The organism is Mesorhizobium sp. M1006 (assembly GCF_040318825.1).
Classification (GTDB): Bacteria; Pseudomonadota; Alphaproteobacteria; order Rhizobiales; family Rhizobiaceae; genus Mesorhizobium.
Window position 1 is genome coordinate 39,726 of the sequence record NZ_JAMYMZ010000024.1, and the last position, 14,642, is coordinate 54,367.

Consider the following 14,642-nt stretch of genomic DNA (forward strand, 5'->3'; position numbering starts at 1 on the left):
TGGGTTTTACGTCTTGCTTTCGGCCGCCGGTATTTCCTCGGCCTTTGCTGACACCCTCCCCGCCAGCTTTGTTCGGCTAGCCGACATCGATCCCAAAATCCGGCAGGATATCCGCTATGCCGGCCTCGAAAATTTCCTGCATCGCAAGGTAAGCGGCTACGATGCGCCGGTATGCGTCCTCACCAGGCAAGCGGCGCAAGCGCTTTCGGAAGTGCAGAAAGCGATTGCCGCCGAAGGACTGACGCTGGTCGTGTTCGACTGCTATCGCCCTGCGCGGGCTGTCTCCGACATGCGTGACTGGACAAAAGAGAGTGGACCACCGGACCCGCAATGGTACCCAAAGGTCAAGCGCAAGGATCTCATCGCCAAGGGCTATATCGGCGAACTGTCCACCCATTCGCGCGGATCGACGGTCGATGTCGCGATCGCGCGAGCCGACCGCAAGAGCGCTCCGAAACCGGCCTGCGGCGCGACCGATGCCGACACGCTCGATTTCGGCACGGGTTTCGACTGTTTCGATCCAGCGAGCGAAACGGCTCACCGACCGATAGCCAGTGAAGCGGCGGCTAACCGCAAAAGACTTGTCGAGGCGATGCGTGCCCGCGGCTTCAAGAATTACGCCCGCGAATGGTGGCACTTCACGCTGGAGAACGAGCCGTTTCCAAAAGAGCGCTTCAACTTTCCCGTTACCGCCGAATAGCCGGCCGCAACCTTCGGGCGCGACACAGCCATTGCCGAAGAGCTAGCCGTCTCTAGAAATCGCGTCGGGAGCGCAATCATGGTCCATACGGGGAAAATAGTTTCTCGCATCGCCGAAACTAGGCGAAAAATTGCTTCAATAGGCCAAAAAAGGCAACATTGAATGCATCTAAATTCTATCAATTCGGTAGATTGGCGCGAGTTCAACGGAGGCGGAAATGACCAAACCTCATTTCAGGAAACTGCTCGGCGCACTGGTCGCCACATCTGTCCAGTTCGGCACGCTCGGTTTCGCGTTTGCCGACACCACCATTCTCAACGTGTCCTATGACCCGACGCGTGAGCTCTACAAGCAATTCGATGAGGCCTTTGTCGCCCACTGGAAGGCCGAGACAGGCGAGACCGTCACCGTCCAGCAGTCGCATGGCGGATCCGGCGCCCAGGCGCGCGCCGTGATCGACGGGCTCGACGCCGACGTGGTGACGCTGGCGCTCGAAGGCGACATCAACGCCATTGTCTCGAAAACGAAGAAGATCAATCCCGACTGGCGAACGAAATTCGAAAACAATTCGGCGCCCTACACCTCGACGATCATCTTCCTCGTCCGCAAGGGAAACCCCAAGGGCATTCATGATTGGGGCGATCTGGTCAAGGACGATGTCCAGGTGATCACGCCCAATCCGAAGACCTCCGGCGGCGCGCGCTGGAACTATCTTGCCGCCTGGGCCTATGCCAGCGCCAAGGATGGCGGCGACGAGGCCAAGACCAAGGAATTCGTCGGCAATCTCTATGCGCATGTCCCGGTTCTCGACACCGGTGCGCGCGGCGCCACCGTGACCTTCGCGCAAAAGGGGCTGGGCGACGTGCTGCTCGCCTGGGAAAACGAGGCCTATCTGGCGCTCGACGAGTTCGGCGCCGACAATTTCGATATCGTCTACCCGCCGACCTCGATCCTGGCCGAGCCGCCGGTAGCCGTGGTCGACGCCAATGTCGACGCCAAAGGCACGCGCAAAGTTGCCGAAGCCTATCTGAGCTACCTCTATTCCAAGGAAGGCCAGACGCTCATCGCCAAAAACCATTATCGCCCTTCGAAGCCCGAACTGGTGCCGGCGGAGGACTTGGCCAAGCTGCCCGAGATCAAGCTGGTCACCATCGACGACCCGCTTTTTGGCGGCTGGAAGAAAGCACAGCCTTATCATTTCGGCGATGGTGGTATATTCGACCAGATCTACAAGCCGGCCCAGTAGCATTTAGATCAGGACGACATGACCACAGCACCCGCCAAGGCGGGGTGGCGATTCAGGCAGCCGAGCGTCATTCCGGGTTTCGGATTGACGCTCGGCTTCTCGCTTGCCTACCTCACCCTCATCATCCTCATTCCCCTGTCCGGGCTGGTCTGGCGCTCGGCGGCGCTCGGCTGGACCGACTTCTGGGCGATCGTCACCGACCGCCGCACCATCAACGCGCTTGAAATCAGCTTCGGCACCGCCTTCATTGCCGCTGCGGTCAACGTCGTCTTCGGCACGATCGTCGCGTGGGTGCTGGTGCGCTACAGCTTTCCAGGCCGCCGCATCGCCGATGCCATGGTCGACCTGCCCTTCGCGCTGCCGACGGCGGTTGCCGGCATCGCTTTGACCACGCTTTACGCACCGAATGGCTGGATCGGAAGCCTGCTGACGCCGCTCGGCATCAAGGTCGCGTATACGCCGCTCGGCATCGTCATCGCGCTGATCTTCATCGGGCTGCCCTTCGTCGTGCGCACTGTGCAGCCGATCATGGAGGAAATCGACAAAGAGGTAGAGGAAGTGGCCGCCACGCTCGGCGCCAATCGCTTCCAGATCATCAGCCGTGTTCTGCTTCCCGGACTGGCACCGGCCATCGTCACCGGTTTCGCGCTGGCCTTCGCGCGCGGCGTCGGCGAGTACGGCTCGGTTATCTTCATCGCCGGCAACCTGCCCTACAAATCCGAGATCGCACCGCTTCTGATCGTCATCCGGCTCGAGGAATATAATTATGCCGCGGCGACCGCGATCGCGGCGATCATGCTGGCGCTGTCCTTCGTGATGCTGCTGGTCATCAACCTGGTGCAGACCTGGAGCCGCAAGCGCTATGGCTGACCCGGAGATCAAATCCTACGCGCCGCACCACGAAAGCCGCTCGGCGGCGGTAACCGAAAGCCGCCCTGCGCAAGCCGTGCTGATGGCGGTAACGTTTGCGTTCCTCGCCATCTTCCTGCTCTTGCCGCTGATCATCGTCTTCAAGGAAGCTTTCGCCAAGGGCATCGAGGCCTACACACAGGCGCTAGGCGAACCGGATACGCGCTCAGCGATCCGCCTGACGCTTCTGGTCGCGGCGATCTCGGTGCCGCTCAACATCGTCTTCGGCATTTCCGCCGCCTGGGCGATCGCCAAGTTCGAGTTCAAGGGCAAGGCGTTCCTGACCACACTCATCGACCTGCCCTTTTCCGTCTCGCCGGTCATTTCGGGGCTTGTCTACGTGCTCTTGTTCGGCGCGCAAGGCCTGCTCGGCGCCTGGCTGAAAGCGCATGGCATCGTCATCCTGTTTGCCGTGCCGGGCATCGTGCTGGCCACCGTCTTCGTCACCTTCCCCTTCGTCGCCCGCGAATTGATCCCGCTGATGCAGGAACAGGGCAATGGCGACGAGGAGGCTGCCCTGTCGCTCGGGGCCAATGGCTGGCAGGCGTTCTGGTACGTGACGTTGCCCAACGTCAAATGGGGATTGCTCTACGGCGTGCTGTTGTGCAATGCCCGCGCGATGGGTGAGTTCGGCGCCGTCTCGGTCGTGTCGGGCCACATACGCGGGCTGACCAACACCATGCCGCTGCATGTCGAAATCCTTTATAACGAGTACAATGCCGCCGCCGCTTTTGCCGTCGCTTCGCTGCTTGCCGGCCTGGCGCTCGTCACGCTGGTCTTGAAAACACTTCTCGAGATGCGCTACGGCGCCGAGATCGCCGCGACGCGCGGACACTGACAAATGCATGTCGCCCAAAAGTGTGTAGCGGTTTTTGGACAACGACATGCATAAAACAAAGATTTGATGTCGCCCAAAAGTGGGAACCGGTTTTGGGATAACGGCATGCATCAACTACAAAAGGGATTTGCATGGAAGTTCGCGTTGCCAACGTGCGCAAGGAGTTTGAGCGGTTTCCGGCCCTCCACGACGTTTCGCTCGACATCAAGTCGGGAGAACTGATCGCCCTGCTGGGCCCGTCCGGTTCCGGCAAGACGACGCTGCTCAGGCTGATTGCCGGATTGGAGCGGCCGACCCGCGGAAAGATCTTCTTCGGCGAAGAGGATGCCTCCCAAAAGTCGATTCAGGAGCGCAATGTCGGCTTCGTCTTCCAGCACTACGCGCTGTTTCGCCATATGACGGTTGCCGACAATATCGGCTTCGGACTCAAGGTCCGGCACGGGCCGTCACGCCCGTCGGCGAAGGAAATCCGCCGCCGCGCCTCGGAACTCCTCAACCTCGTTCAGCTTTCCGGTCTGGAAAAACGCTATCCGGCACAGCTTTCGGGCGGCCAGCGCCAGCGCGTGGCGCTGGCCCGCGCCATGGCGATCGAACCGGCCGTGCTTTTGCTCGACGAGCCGTTCGGCGCGCTCGATGCGCAGGTGCGCCGTGAACTGCGCCGCTGGCTGCGCGACATCCACGACGCCACCGGCCACACCACGGTCTTCGTCACCCATGACCAGGAAGAGGCGCTGGAGCTTGCCGACCGTGTCGTGGTGATGAGCCAGGGCCGCATCGAGCAGGTCGGCACCGCCGACGAGATCTACGACACGCCGAACTCTCCCTTCGTCTACGGCTTCATCGGCGAATCGAGTTCGCTTCCGGTCAAGGTCGAGGACGGCCAGGTCTGGATCGCCGACCGGCCGATCGGGCTTTCCGCGCCGCACGCACCGCAAGGCGAAGCGACGCTGTTCTTCCGCCCGCACGACGTCGATCTGGTGGAAGAATGCAACGGCTGCATCGCCGGCACGGTCGCCGCCAGCCGCCGCGTCGCCGGCACCAGGCGGGTCGAGCTCGAAATCGGCGGCGAACGTCAGCGGGTCGAGATCGAATTGCCCGTCGATCATCCGGCGGCGCAGAAAAGTCGCGTGGCTTTCAGGCCGCGGCGCTGGAAGCTTTTTCCGGCTGCTTGATCCTCTATCAGGCGCTACACCAGCCAGTTCTCGACCTTCAGGCCGTTGATCCGGTTGAACTCCCCGGTGTTGGCGGTCACCAGGGTAGTTCCAAGCGCACGGGCGTGGGCAGCAATAAAAAGGTCATTTTGGCCGATGGTCTGGCCCCTGCCTTCCAGTTCTGCGCGAATCGCGCCGTACTCGGCATCCACCGGCACATCGAGCGGCAAGACGGGAATCTCAGCCAGCAATTCCTCGACCTTCTTGTGCAACTTGGCTGATCTTTTCTTGACGCAGCCATATCGCAGTTCCGACGCGACCACGATGCTGGTACACACGGCGGCATCTCCCACGCGCAGGACAGCGCTTGCGGCTTTCCCGGCCGGATTTCGGATCATGTCGCTGACAATGTTCGTGTCCAGCATGAACCGCATCAAAAAAATTCCTCGGATTTGACAGGCATATCCTCGACTTCGGGAAAGTCTTCCTCGGCACCGGGCGGCGGCTCTTTCGCCCATTGCGCGAGCAGTGCGGTGAGGCCAGGTTTGCGGACCGGCTCGATGATCAGGCGGTCGCCTTCACGGCTGATCAAGACCTTTTCGCCGGGAAGTTCGAACTCGACGGGAATGCGCACCGCCTGGCTGCGATTGTTACGAAACAGCTTCGCCTCCTTCGGCGGGGTTGTTGAATGGCGGTGTTGAGACATGACAACAGCTCCCTTGTATATACTATTTGTATATGCCAGACAGGGCGGCGATGCAATCGCCTTGCACCGCGTTGGCCGGCCGGGAACCATCGTGCACGCCGACGGCATCGGCGCCGCTGCCAAGCTGTCCTGAGACTCTGCTTGAAAGAAAAAACCAGAAATCGCCCACAGCGGGAATATTTCTTCTATCGACAACGTGGAGCGGCCGCTCTGCGTGCCTCGTCGCGCACGATGCCTTGCCGCTATGGTCCGGCATTAAGCTCATGGCATTGGAGCCTGTTTTCATGAAGCGATTTTTGCTTGGCATCGCCACGTTGGCCGGCCTCTTCCTCGCATCCTCCCAAGCCTGGTCGGCCGACAAATTGCTCAATGCTTCCTATGATGTCGGGCGCGAACTGTTTGCGCAGGTCAACAAGGCGTTCGTCGCCGGCCACCCCGGCGTCACCATCGATCAGTCGCATGCCGGAACCTCGGCACAAGCACGCGCCATCGCCGAAGGCCTCGGCGCCGACGTGGTCACGTTCAACCAGGTCATCGACATCGACTTCCTGGTCAAGAAGGGCCTCATCTCCGCCGACTGGCAGAAGGACTTTCCGGACAACGCCTCGCCTTTCTATTCGCTGCCCTCCTTCCTGGTGCGCGCTGGCAATCCGAAGCACATCAAGGATTGGAACGATCTCGTGCGCGACGACGTCCAGGTGATCTTCCCTAATCCGAAAACATCGGGCAATGCGCGCTACACCTATCTCGCGGCCACCGCCTACGCCAAGGAAGCCTTCAAGGGCGACGATGCCAAGGTGAAGGAGTTCGTGACAAAGCTGTTCAACAACGTGCCGGTGTTCGACAGCGGCGGGCGCGCCGCGACCACCACTTTCGTGCAGCGCGAAATCGGCGACGTACTCATCACCTTCGAGTCGGAAACGCGCGGCGTCCGCAAGGAGTATGGCGAGGACAAGTTCGAGCAGGTAACGCCTTCGGTCAGCCTGTTGGCGGAATTTCCGGTGGCGATCGTCGACACCGTTGCAGACGAGCATGGCACGCGCGATCTCGCCAAGACCTATCTCGACTTCCTCTATACACCGGAGGGCCAGGACATCGCCGCCCGCAACGGCCTGCGGGCCCGGGACGCGGCGGTCGCCGCCAAATATAAGGCTGAGTTTCCCGATGTCCGCCTGCTGACGGTGGAGGAGGTCTTCGGCGGCTGGGCCAAGGTCCAGGCCGAGCACTTTGCAGCGGGCGGCCTGCTCGACCAGACTTATGGCAGCCGCTGAGGCGATGTTCCAACTTTGACAGAAGCCGGCTTTGCCGGCTTCTTTGCTTTCGCGCCGCGAAAGGTGATTTCTGGCACTTTCCGGGCGCATTCCGTCCAAAACGTTACAAAGAATCAACGCGTTTGTGCCTACCGTGAGAACGGACGGCTTGTTTTCGCGAACGGCTTCGCGTGATCAAACCGTCATGATTTGCACACAAACAGCCGCCAGACGCAGGTGGTTGGGGCTTCATGGGTTGACTCGGGGCATGCTTACCAAAAAAGGCAAATACGGCCTCAAGGCCCTCGTGCATCTGTCGGGCCTGCCGGTCGGCCAGCTCGCATTCGTCAACGACATTGCGGTCGCCAATAACATCCCCAAGAAATTCCTGGATGCCATCCTGGGCGAGTTGCGTAACGCCGGCTTCGTCCAGAGCCGCAAGGGCAAGGAAGGCGGTTACCGCCTTGCCCGGCCGGCTTCCGAGATCAAGATCGGCCATGTCGTGCGTGTCCTCGACGGGCCGCTGGCGCCGATCCCGTGCGCCAGCCGCACGCAATACCAGCGCTGCGAGGATTGCGACGAGGCGACCTGCCAGGTCCGGCACATGATGCTGGAGGTCCGGCAGGCGATCGCCGAGGTGCTGGACAACCGCAGCCTCGCGGCCATGCGCGACGCCGACAATGACGATTTCCCGGTCGAACTGACGTCGCAAATCTAGCGCGCGAGCAGGCTCAAGGCGGTCGCGACGGTGTCGGCGACCGGACGCGTGCCATCCAGGGTCATTGCCGCCTCGTCCGCCGCCGGCGCCTCAAGCGTGGCGAACTGGCTGTCGACCAGGCTTGCCGGCATGAAATGACCCTTGCGATTGCCGACGCGCTGTTTTGCTGTTGCCGGGTCGATCTCCAGGTGAACGAAAACGATATCCGCGCAAAAGCCGCGCAGGCGATCACGATAGCTGCGTTTCAGCGCTGAGCAGGCGGCGACCACACCTTGTCCGCTTGCGACCGACGCGGCCATCCGCTGGCCGATCGCGTCGAGCCAGCCTTCGCGCAACGCGTCGGTGAGCGGCTGGCCGCTCGCCATGCGCGCGACGTTTTCGGGCGGATGCAGCCTGTCGCCTTCGATAAAGACGGCGCCCAATGCCGCTGCAAGCGCTTCGCCGACAACCGACTTGCCGCAGCCGGCAACCCCCATCACCACGATGGCGGGTATCGTTCGAACAGTGCTCGGCGGCTTATATGCCACGTCTTTGCCGGTCATGCAGGTCAGCGGCTTGCCGGCGCGCGGCCATAGAGCAGCAGCATGGCGACGATGACGACGCCGTAGATGATCTGCCGTCCCGCCTCCGGCATCTGCATGACAGAGAGAATGGACTGCAGAAGCGTGATCAGGATTACCCCGGCGACTGTGCCGAGATAGGAGCCGCGCCCACCGAGGATCGACGTGCCGCCGAGCACAACCGCGGCGATCGACGGCAGCAGATAGGCGTCGCCCATCGACTGTGCCGCCTTGGAGGCATAGCCGGCCAACAGCACGCCGCCGAAGGCGGAGAGCCCGCCCGAAACCGCAAAGGCGATCATCACCACGCGCCGCGTGTCGATACCGGAAAGATAGGCGGCACGCTCGCGATTGCCGATGCCGTAAACGGTGCGGCCGAAGCCGGTGCGGGTCAGCACGAACACCATTGCGGCGCCGATCAGCGCCCAGATGAGGACGGCGTTGGGCACGGCAGGAACGGCAAAGCCGGTCGCCAGATAGCGCATCGCACCGGTCGCCGAATCCTGCGGCGAGAAACCGCCCGTATAGACCACCATCAGCCCCTGCGCGACGGCGTTGGTGGCAAGCGTGATGATCATCGAGGGAATGCGCAGATAGGCAACGCCGATGCCGTTGACGATGCCGATCAGAACACCGCAGAAGATGCCGAACGGAATGGCAAGCGCCACGCCGACCGGGCCGTATGCGGCCGCGGCACAGGCCATCATCGCGCCGGCCGCCACCGACCAGGGCACCGACAGGTCGATCTGGCCGAGCAGGATGACCAGCATCATGCCGGTCGCGATGACGCCGAGAAACGACGCCACCTTGAGCTGCTGCAAAAGGTATTCAGGCGACAGGAAGCTGCGCGAATAGAGGCTGCCGAGGAACAGCAGCAGCACGATACAGGCGAACGCCGTCAGCACCGCCGGGTCGGCGCGGCGGAGGAATTTCGGCATGCGGCCGGCGAGACCACTCACAGTCGTTTCGCTCACAGGAACCACTCCAGCCGGTTGCGGACCCGAAACAGGGCGAAGGCGCCGAGGCTGACCGCGATCAGCAGAATGACGCCCTGGAACAGGGGCTGCCAGAGCGGATCGAAATCGAAGACGAACAGCAGGTCGCCGATGGTGCGGAAGGCAAGCGCGCCGAAGATCGCGCCGATGGCGCTGCCCTTGCCGCCGAACAGCGACACGCCGCCAAGCACGACCGCGGCAATCGAAAACAGCGTATAGGCGTTGCCGCTGGCATAGGCCGCATCACCGGTATAGGTGAAGAACGTCAGGAACAGCCCGCCGATCGCGGCAAGCAGACCGGCAAGCGCATAGGCGGCGAACTTTCCACGCCGGATCGGCACGCCGGACATGTAGGCCGCCATCTCCGAGGAGCCGGCCGCATAGGCGGCGCGGCCGAGCACCGACCGGCTGAACGGCACCCAGACGACAAGCACGACCGCCAGCAGCGCCACCAGGCTCGCCGGCACAATACCAAACAGGCGCCCGGTCAGCGCATCGGCGAGCCCTTCATTGACCGAGCCGCCCGGAAACGGCCGAAGCAGCAGCGCAATGCCGAAATAGACCGCACCGGTGGCGATAGTGGCGACGATCGGCTGCAGGCGTCCATAGATGACGATGGCGCCGTTGATTGCCCCGCACAGCAGCCCGGTGCCGAGCACGGCGATGACGCCGACGGCGGTCTCGATGCCGGTGCCGACGACCAGCCACGACGCCAGGCAGTTGGTCAGGGTGAAGATCATCCCGACCGAGAGATCGATGCCGGCGGTGATCACCACCAGCGTTTGCGCCATGGCGACGAAGGCGAGCAGCACGCCCTTGTTCGAGGCCGTCTGCACGACGTTGGCGGTGAAGCCCGCCGGATGGTTCGAGGTGTAGATGACGAACATGACGACGAAGATGCCGAACGCCAGTAGCGTTCCGCGCTGTTCGGCAAGCCAGTAGCGCCAATCCTTCACGCGTCCGCTCCTTGCTTTGGCATCTCTTCGTGAATGTTGAGCGCGCTGGCGATCAAGGCCCGCTCGGTGATTTCGGCGCCGACCAGTTCACGCTTGACCGCGCCGTCATAGAGCACCAGCACGCGGTCGCAGCAGCCGATCAGCTCGTCATAGTCGGTCGAATAGAAGAGGATCGCCGCACCCTGGTCGGCAAGCTTGCGCATCAACTGGTAGAGCTCCTGCTTGGTGCCGACGTCGATGCCGCGCGTCGGATCGTTGAGCAGGATGATGCGCGGCTGCCGCATCAGCCATTTGGCGATGACGACCTTCTGCTGGTTGCCACCGGATAGCGCGCCGACCGGAATGTCGAGGCCGGCGGTCTTGATCGCCAGGAGACCCACCATATCGTCGATCAGCCGCTGCTCGGCGGCGCGATCGATGATGCCGGCCCTGGACAGCCGGTCGAGGGCAGCGAATGAGAGGTTTTCGCGCACCGTCATCGGCAGCATCAGCCCCTCGGTCTTGCGGTCCTCCGGGATCAGCGCCATGCCGATCCGGTCGTCGCGCGCCGCGGCCGGGCTGGCGATCGCCACCGGCCTGCCGTCGATCAGGATCTGGCCCGACAGGCCACGCAGCACACCGAAGAAGGCGAGCAGCAATTCGCGCTGGCCCTGGCCGTCGAGGCCGCCAAGCCCGACCACCTCGCCCGCCCCGACCGATAGCGAGACATCGTGCAGCCGATCCGTCCAGGACAGGCTGCGCGCCTCCAGAACCGGCGTGGCTGCGGCAGCCGCCCGCGCGGGCTTGGGCGGAAAGATGTGGCTGTATTCGCGCCCGATCATCAGTTCGACGACCTCGTTGTCGCTTTTTGTACCGGCCGCGTAGCTGGCGACATTGCGGCCATTGCGGAACACCGTGCACTGGTCGGCCAGCTCGGCGATCTCGTTCATGCGGTGCGATATATAGAGCAGCGCCAGCCCTTCCGAACGCAGCCGCTTCAACACGGCGAAAACTCTGGCGACGTCGGCCGCGGTCAGCGCCGAGGTCGCCTCGTCGAGGATCAGGATGCGTGGCTTGCGCGCCAGTGCCTTGGCGATCTCGACCATCTGCCTTCTTGAAAGGGGAAGATCCTTGACCAGCGCCAGCGGATGGATATCGGAAGCGCCGGCGCGAGCCAGGGCTTCTTCGGCGATGCGGCGCTGCGCCTTGCGGTCGATCATGCCGAAACGCTTCGGCGGATCGGAAATGACGATGTTGTCGGCAACGCTGAGTTCGGGGACGAGCGACAGTTCCTGGAAGATGCAGACGATGCCGGCCTGGTTGGCAGCGGCCGGCGAAGCGAAGGTAACTTCGCTTCCGTCCAGCATCATGCGGCCCTCGTCGGGCGCGACGACCCCCGCCATGACCTTGATCAGCGTCGATTTGCCGGCGCCGTTCTCGCCGAGAATGGCGTGGATGCTGCCTGGAGTGACCGACAGTTCGGCCTTCTCCAGCGCCCGCACGCCGCCATAGCGCTTGGATATGCCTTCCATGCGGAAGAGCGGAACCGCACCGTCCATCGGCCCTCCCCAGGCGCTTGGCAATCAGGATGTCGGGCTGTCGGAGTTTACTGGTTTTCCTTGCTCTGGCCCATGATTTCCTGCGCCGTGAAATTGATGCCGCAGGTCGGGAAGGAATTGCCGACGAAGAAATTGTCGGATTGGTCGGGGAAGTAGTCCTGGCCTGCCTTGAAGTTCGGATCCTCGACGATCGCCAGCGGCAGCTTGACCGCTTGCGGCACGACCTGGCCTTCAAGTGCTGCAATCGCCGTCTTGATGGCAACCGCGACCTGCGCCGGGCCGGTGCCGGCCGACGAGCATTTCAGGCCGTCAGCGGCGAACTTGGCGCAGAATTTGCGGAAGCCGTTCTCCGTCTCGCCGCCGAACGGCACGAACGGATGCTTGGCATCGATCATCGCCTGCACGATGCCGGTATCGCCGCCCTGTCCGGTAATGCCGTCGAAGGGGCCGTTGGTGGCAATGGCATCGGCCGTAGCCTTTTGCGCAACGCCGTCATCCCACTTGCCGACGACCTCGGTGACATCCCATTTCTTGCCGGAAGCGTCGAGAACCTCGTGGATGCCGTTATGGCGGTCGGTATCGACGGATGTGCCGGCGACGCCGCGCACTTCCAGCACCTTGCCGCCGTTCGGCACGTGCTTGACCAGCCAGTTGCCCCACAATTCGCCAAGGCCTTTCTGGTCGACATTGACGTTGATGGCATCCTTGGTGTCGAGGATGTTGTCGAAGGCGACCAGCACCACGCCGGCTTCCTTGGCCCGTTTGATGACAGGACCGAATGCGGTCGGGTTCTGGGCGTTGACGACAATCGCGTCATAGCCGGAATCGATGAAATTGTTGATCGCCGAAATCTGCGCCGGCACGTCTTCGCCGGTCGAGACCACCTTGAATTCCTTGAGCTTGGCCGCGACGTCCGGCTGCGCTGCATAGGCCTTTGCCGTCTGCACCATCTGGATGCGCCATGTGTTGGCGATATAGCCGTTGGCCAGAGCGATGCGGTACGGGCCGTCTTTCTTGGGGAACTTGAAGAACTGCGTATCGGCCGACCAGGGCGCGAAGCAGTCAGGCTCGGCCGATGGCCCCTTGACGATTTCAGGATCGGCGATCGCCGACGAGCTCAGCATGACGAAAGCAGTGGCGGCAACGATACCGCCAACGAGTGACTTGATCATCGATATTCCTCCCAGTTGCAGTTTTGTTTGTTGTTACGCCGATGAATTTGCGCTTTTTCCGGCCCGGCACCTCCCGCCGTACCCGTCGCGCGTTCAGGTGGCCGAATGCCGACCCGATCCCCTCCTTTGCTGCCCGGCTAGTCCCGCAAAAACTATCATATTATACATAATAAACAAGCATGAGCTGTCGCTTATGTATAATAAACAGCCCCCATCCTCTGAGCGAAGTACTGCCCGGCGATAACTGGTAGCGCTACCATGACGTAGTGTAAAGCGCCATTGCGTTGAAGCGCGCTTCAGCGTGCCGTGCTTTCACGCCGCTTGAGTTCGAAGCCGAGGTCGCGACGACACCTGCGCCACCCGTCGATCCGTTGCATCCAAAACGGCGACAGCGTCTATGAAACGCATTACTGTTTCGTCGCTTTGCGCAGAACAACGCTGGATGTGGGGAGCCAATGATGGAAGGACATATTGATCCAAAACTGGAACACATGTACCGCCGTGGCTACTCAGCTGGCGTATTCGATGTACTGGCGAGCCTTGCGCTCCTTCTTTCCGATGAAGACCGCCAGATTGTGGAGAACTGGGCCAAGAACGACCTTGCCGTCTGGAGAACTATGCGCCTCAATGAAGCGGTTCGGCCTCCGGATTTTCCCATAGGAAGTCGCCCAGATGTTCATGGACCCTGGCCTGCGTAGGTGTCCGAGACCTACTCAGTTCCTCGAACACCTCCGGCGCATCGCGATGGTGCTCGAATACTACCGGATCGCCGGACCCTTTTTTCGAGCTTTCAGCGCGCCGTGCTTTCACGCCGCTTGAGTTCGAAGCCGAGGTCGACAACGCGCGACTCCGGCCTATTGCCCTCGATCGCCGCAAGCGCCATGGCGACCGCCCGCCGGCCGATCTCGTAACGATAGGTCCGAACGCTGGTGACCGACGGAAACGCCACCTCCATCATGTCGAGATCGTTGAAGCCGACGATGCCGATCGTCTTCGGCACGGCGATCGAAGCGCGATGGCATTCGAACAGCACCCCGAGGGCGATATCGTCATTGTTGCAGAACACCCCATCGAGGCTCGGCACCTTGGCCAGCGCGTCGCGGAACAATTCGCGACCGAGGGTGACGCTGGAGGGCACCGGCGTCGTGGTGGTGAGCCTCGGATCGCACAGGCCGGCCGCCTCCATCGCCGCGCGATAGCCGGCAAGCCGCCGCTGCGAACGCGGATCCATGCGCGCACCGATGAAGCCGATCCGGCGATAGCCTGCCTCGATCAGATGTTCCGCAGCCGCCTTGCCGCCCTCGAAATGTGAGAAACCGACCATCATGTCGACCGGATCGGGCCCGGTCTCCATCACCTGCACCACCGGACAGCCTGCCGTTTCCAGCAGTTTTCGCGAGGCCGGCGTCTGGTCGATGCCGGCCACGATCAGCGCCGCCGGGCGTTGCGGGCCAAACACCTGCAGCAGCCGCTCTTCCTCAAGGCCGGAATAGTGGGTGTTGCCGAGCTGAATCCGGAAAGGGCCGTCCGACAGGCTGTCGTAGATGCCGCGCACCACTTCGGCAAAGACGTTGTTGGTAAGCGACGGCACCAGAACGCCAAAGACCTCGGCGCGCGCCGAAGCCAGCGCCCGCGCATTCGGGTCGGGCACATAGCCGAGCTCGTTCACGGCCGACTCGATCTGGCGGCGCAGATCTTCCGAGACACGCCCCGGCTCACGCAGGGCGCGCGATACGGTAATGGCGCCGACGCCGGCCTTGCGGGCGACGTCGGCGATGGTCGGGCGGCCGCCGCCGCGGCGTGAGCGCGGCTTGATCACCGTACTCGTCCGGACGCCGGGCAACCGCCCACACGCGACCGTGAAACGATGTTCAGCGTTTTTGAAACTGCTGCCATGCCAAAC

General features: G+C 62.5%; 16 protein-coding genes. 7 read left to right on the top strand and 9 right to left on the bottom strand.

Annotation, left to right across the window (positions count from 1 at the left end; all coding sequences use genetic code 11):
• The first annotated feature begins 13 nt into the window (after positions 1-13).
• From NKH60_RS21710 to NKH60_RS21730, 5 genes are all read left to right on the top strand, one after another.
• Positions 14-700: a M15 family metallopeptidase gene (locus NKH60_RS21710; RefSeq protein ID WP_352831270.1), complete on the top strand. Its 687-nt coding sequence runs from the start codon at positions 14-16 to the stop codon at positions 698-700.
• 217 nt (positions 701-917) lie between these two features.
• Positions 918-1,946, top strand: a complete 1,029-nt coding sequence (locus NKH60_RS21715; protein ID WP_352473515.1) for a sulfate ABC transporter substrate-binding protein — start codon at positions 918-920, stop codon at positions 1,944-1,946.
• 18 nt (positions 1,947-1,964) lie between these two features.
• Entirely contained in the window at positions 1,965-2,816 is an 852-nt protein-coding gene (gene cysT, locus NKH60_RS21720) for a sulfate ABC transporter permease subunit CysT (protein WP_352473514.1), read from the top strand.
• Positions 2,809-3,693 (top strand): sulfate ABC transporter permease subunit CysW, encoded by an 885-nt coding sequence (gene cysW / locus NKH60_RS21725; protein WP_352473513.1) that lies wholly within the window; start codon positions 2,809-2,811, stop codon positions 3,691-3,693. Before cysT ends, cysW begins: the two co-directional genes overlap by 8 nt.
• Positions 3,694-3,824: 131 nt before the next feature.
• Complete coding sequence (locus tag NKH60_RS21730) at positions 3,825-4,865, top strand: sulfate/molybdate ABC transporter ATP-binding protein (protein WP_352465240.1); 1,041 nt, start codon at positions 3,825-3,827, stop codon at positions 4,863-4,865.
• Positions 4,866-4,879: 14 nt separating this feature from the next.
• On the opposite strand, the gene NKH60_RS21735 is transcribed toward NKH60_RS21730, so the two are convergent.
• Together NKH60_RS21735 and NKH60_RS21740 are read right to left on the bottom strand one after the other, a co-directional pair.
• Positions 4,880-5,278: a type II toxin-antitoxin system VapC family toxin gene (locus NKH60_RS21735; protein WP_502898634.1), complete on the bottom strand. Its 399-nt coding sequence runs from the start codon at positions 5,276-5,278 to the stop codon at positions 4,880-4,882.
• Positions 5,278-5,550 carry an antitoxin gene (locus NKH60_RS21740; protein ID WP_352473543.1) on the bottom strand — a complete coding sequence of 91 codons (273 nt, stop codon included), beginning with the start codon at positions 5,548-5,550 and terminating at the stop codon, positions 5,278-5,280. The genes NKH60_RS21735 and NKH60_RS21740 overlap by 1 nt, the downstream gene beginning before the upstream one ends.
• A 284-nt stretch (positions 5,551-5,834) precedes the next feature.
• On the opposite strand from NKH60_RS21740, the gene NKH60_RS21745 reads away from it, so the two are divergent.
• Both NKH60_RS21745 and NKH60_RS21750 read left to right on the top strand, forming a co-directional pair.
• A complete protein-coding gene (locus tag NKH60_RS21745; RefSeq protein ID WP_352473511.1) occupies positions 5,835-6,821 on the top strand; it encodes a sulfate ABC transporter substrate-binding protein in 987 nt (328 codons plus the stop codon).
• 247 nt (positions 6,822-7,068) lie between these two features.
• Positions 7,069-7,518: an RrF2 family transcriptional regulator gene (locus NKH60_RS21750; RefSeq protein ID WP_006202816.1), complete on the top strand. Its 450-nt coding sequence runs from the start codon at positions 7,069-7,071 to the stop codon at positions 7,516-7,518.
• Here NKH60_RS21750 and NKH60_RS21755 read toward each other — a convergent pair.
• From NKH60_RS21755 to gntR, 7 genes are all read right to left on the bottom strand, one after another.
• Positions 7,515-8,060, bottom strand: a complete 546-nt coding sequence (locus NKH60_RS21755; protein WP_352873278.1) for a gluconokinase — start codon at positions 8,058-8,060, stop codon at positions 7,515-7,517. The two genes, NKH60_RS21750 and NKH60_RS21755, sit on opposite strands and share 4 nt — an antisense overlap.
• Positions 8,061-8,065: 5 nt before the next feature.
• On the bottom strand, positions 8,066-9,052 hold the full coding sequence (locus tag NKH60_RS21760; RefSeq protein WP_352465244.1) for an ABC transporter permease: 987 nt from the start codon (positions 9,050-9,052) through the stop codon (positions 8,066-8,068).
• Positions 9,049-10,029: an ABC transporter permease gene (locus NKH60_RS21765; RefSeq protein ID WP_352465245.1), complete on the bottom strand. Its 981-nt coding sequence runs from the start codon at positions 10,027-10,029 to the stop codon at positions 9,049-9,051. The genes NKH60_RS21760 and NKH60_RS21765 overlap by 4 nt, the downstream gene beginning before the upstream one ends.
• Positions 10,026-11,567 carry a sugar ABC transporter ATP-binding protein gene (locus NKH60_RS21770; RefSeq protein WP_352456244.1) on the bottom strand — a complete coding sequence of 514 codons (1,542 nt, stop codon included), beginning with the start codon at positions 11,565-11,567 and terminating at the stop codon, positions 10,026-10,028. The genes NKH60_RS21765 and NKH60_RS21770 overlap by 4 nt, the downstream gene beginning before the upstream one ends.
• 47 nt (positions 11,568-11,614) lie before the next feature.
• Positions 11,615-12,739: a sugar ABC transporter substrate-binding protein gene (locus tag NKH60_RS21775; RefSeq protein ID WP_352473506.1), complete on the bottom strand. Its 1,125-nt coding sequence runs from the start codon at positions 12,737-12,739 to the stop codon at positions 11,615-11,617.
• A gap of 509 nt (positions 12,740-13,248) precedes the next feature.
• Positions 13,249-13,419, bottom strand: a complete 171-nt coding sequence (locus tag NKH60_RS21780) for a hypothetical protein (protein WP_352836404.1) — start codon at positions 13,417-13,419, stop codon at positions 13,249-13,251.
• Positions 13,420-13,529: 110 nt separating this feature from the next.
• The gene (gene gntR / locus NKH60_RS21785; RefSeq protein WP_352836401.1) at positions 13,530-14,558 is read right to left on the bottom strand and encodes an HTH-type transcriptional regulator GntR; all 1,029 of its coding nucleotides are present in this window, start codon (positions 14,556-14,558) and stop codon (positions 13,530-13,532) included.
• Positions 14,559-14,642 lie beyond the last annotated feature (84 nt).

Coding starts and splice junctions, on each gene's coding strand:
- NKH60_RS21715 (WP_352473515.1), top strand. CDS start 918: ATGACCAAACCTCATTTCAGGAAACTGCTCGGCGCACTGGTCGCCACA.
- cysT (WP_352473514.1), top strand. CDS start 1,965: ATGACCACAGCACCCGCCAAGGCGGGGTGGCGATTCAGGCAGCCGAGC.
- cysW (WP_352473513.1), top strand. CDS start 2,809: ATGGCTGACCCGGAGATCAAATCCTACGCGCCGCACCACGAAAGCCGC.
- NKH60_RS21730 (WP_352465240.1), top strand. CDS start 3,825: ATGGAAGTTCGCGTTGCCAACGTGCGCAAGGAGTTTGAGCGGTTTCCG.
- NKH60_RS21735 (WP_502898634.1), bottom strand. CDS start 5,278: ATGCGGTTCATGCTGGACACGAACATTGTCAGCGACATGATCCGAAAT.
- NKH60_RS21740 (WP_352473543.1), bottom strand. CDS start 5,550: ATGTCTCAACACCGCCATTCAACAACCCCGCCGAAGGAGGCGAAGCTG.
- NKH60_RS21745 (WP_352473511.1), top strand. CDS start 5,835: ATGAAGCGATTTTTGCTTGGCATCGCCACGTTGGCCGGCCTCTTCCTC.
- NKH60_RS21750 (WP_006202816.1), top strand. CDS start 7,069: ATGCTTACCAAAAAAGGCAAATACGGCCTCAAGGCCCTCGTGCATCTG.
- NKH60_RS21755 (WP_352873278.1), bottom strand. CDS start 8,060: ATGACCGGCAAAGACGTGGCATATAAGCCGCCGAGCACTGTTCGAACG.
- NKH60_RS21770 (WP_352456244.1), bottom strand. CDS start 11,567: ATGGACGGTGCGGTTCCGCTCTTCCGCATGGAAGGCATATCCAAGCGC.
- NKH60_RS21775 (WP_352473506.1), bottom strand. CDS start 12,739: ATGATCAAGTCACTCGTTGGCGGTATCGTTGCCGCCACTGCTTTCGTC.
- NKH60_RS21780 (WP_352836404.1), bottom strand. CDS start 13,419: ATGAACATCTGGGCGACTTCCTATGGGAAAATCCGGAGGCCGAACCGC.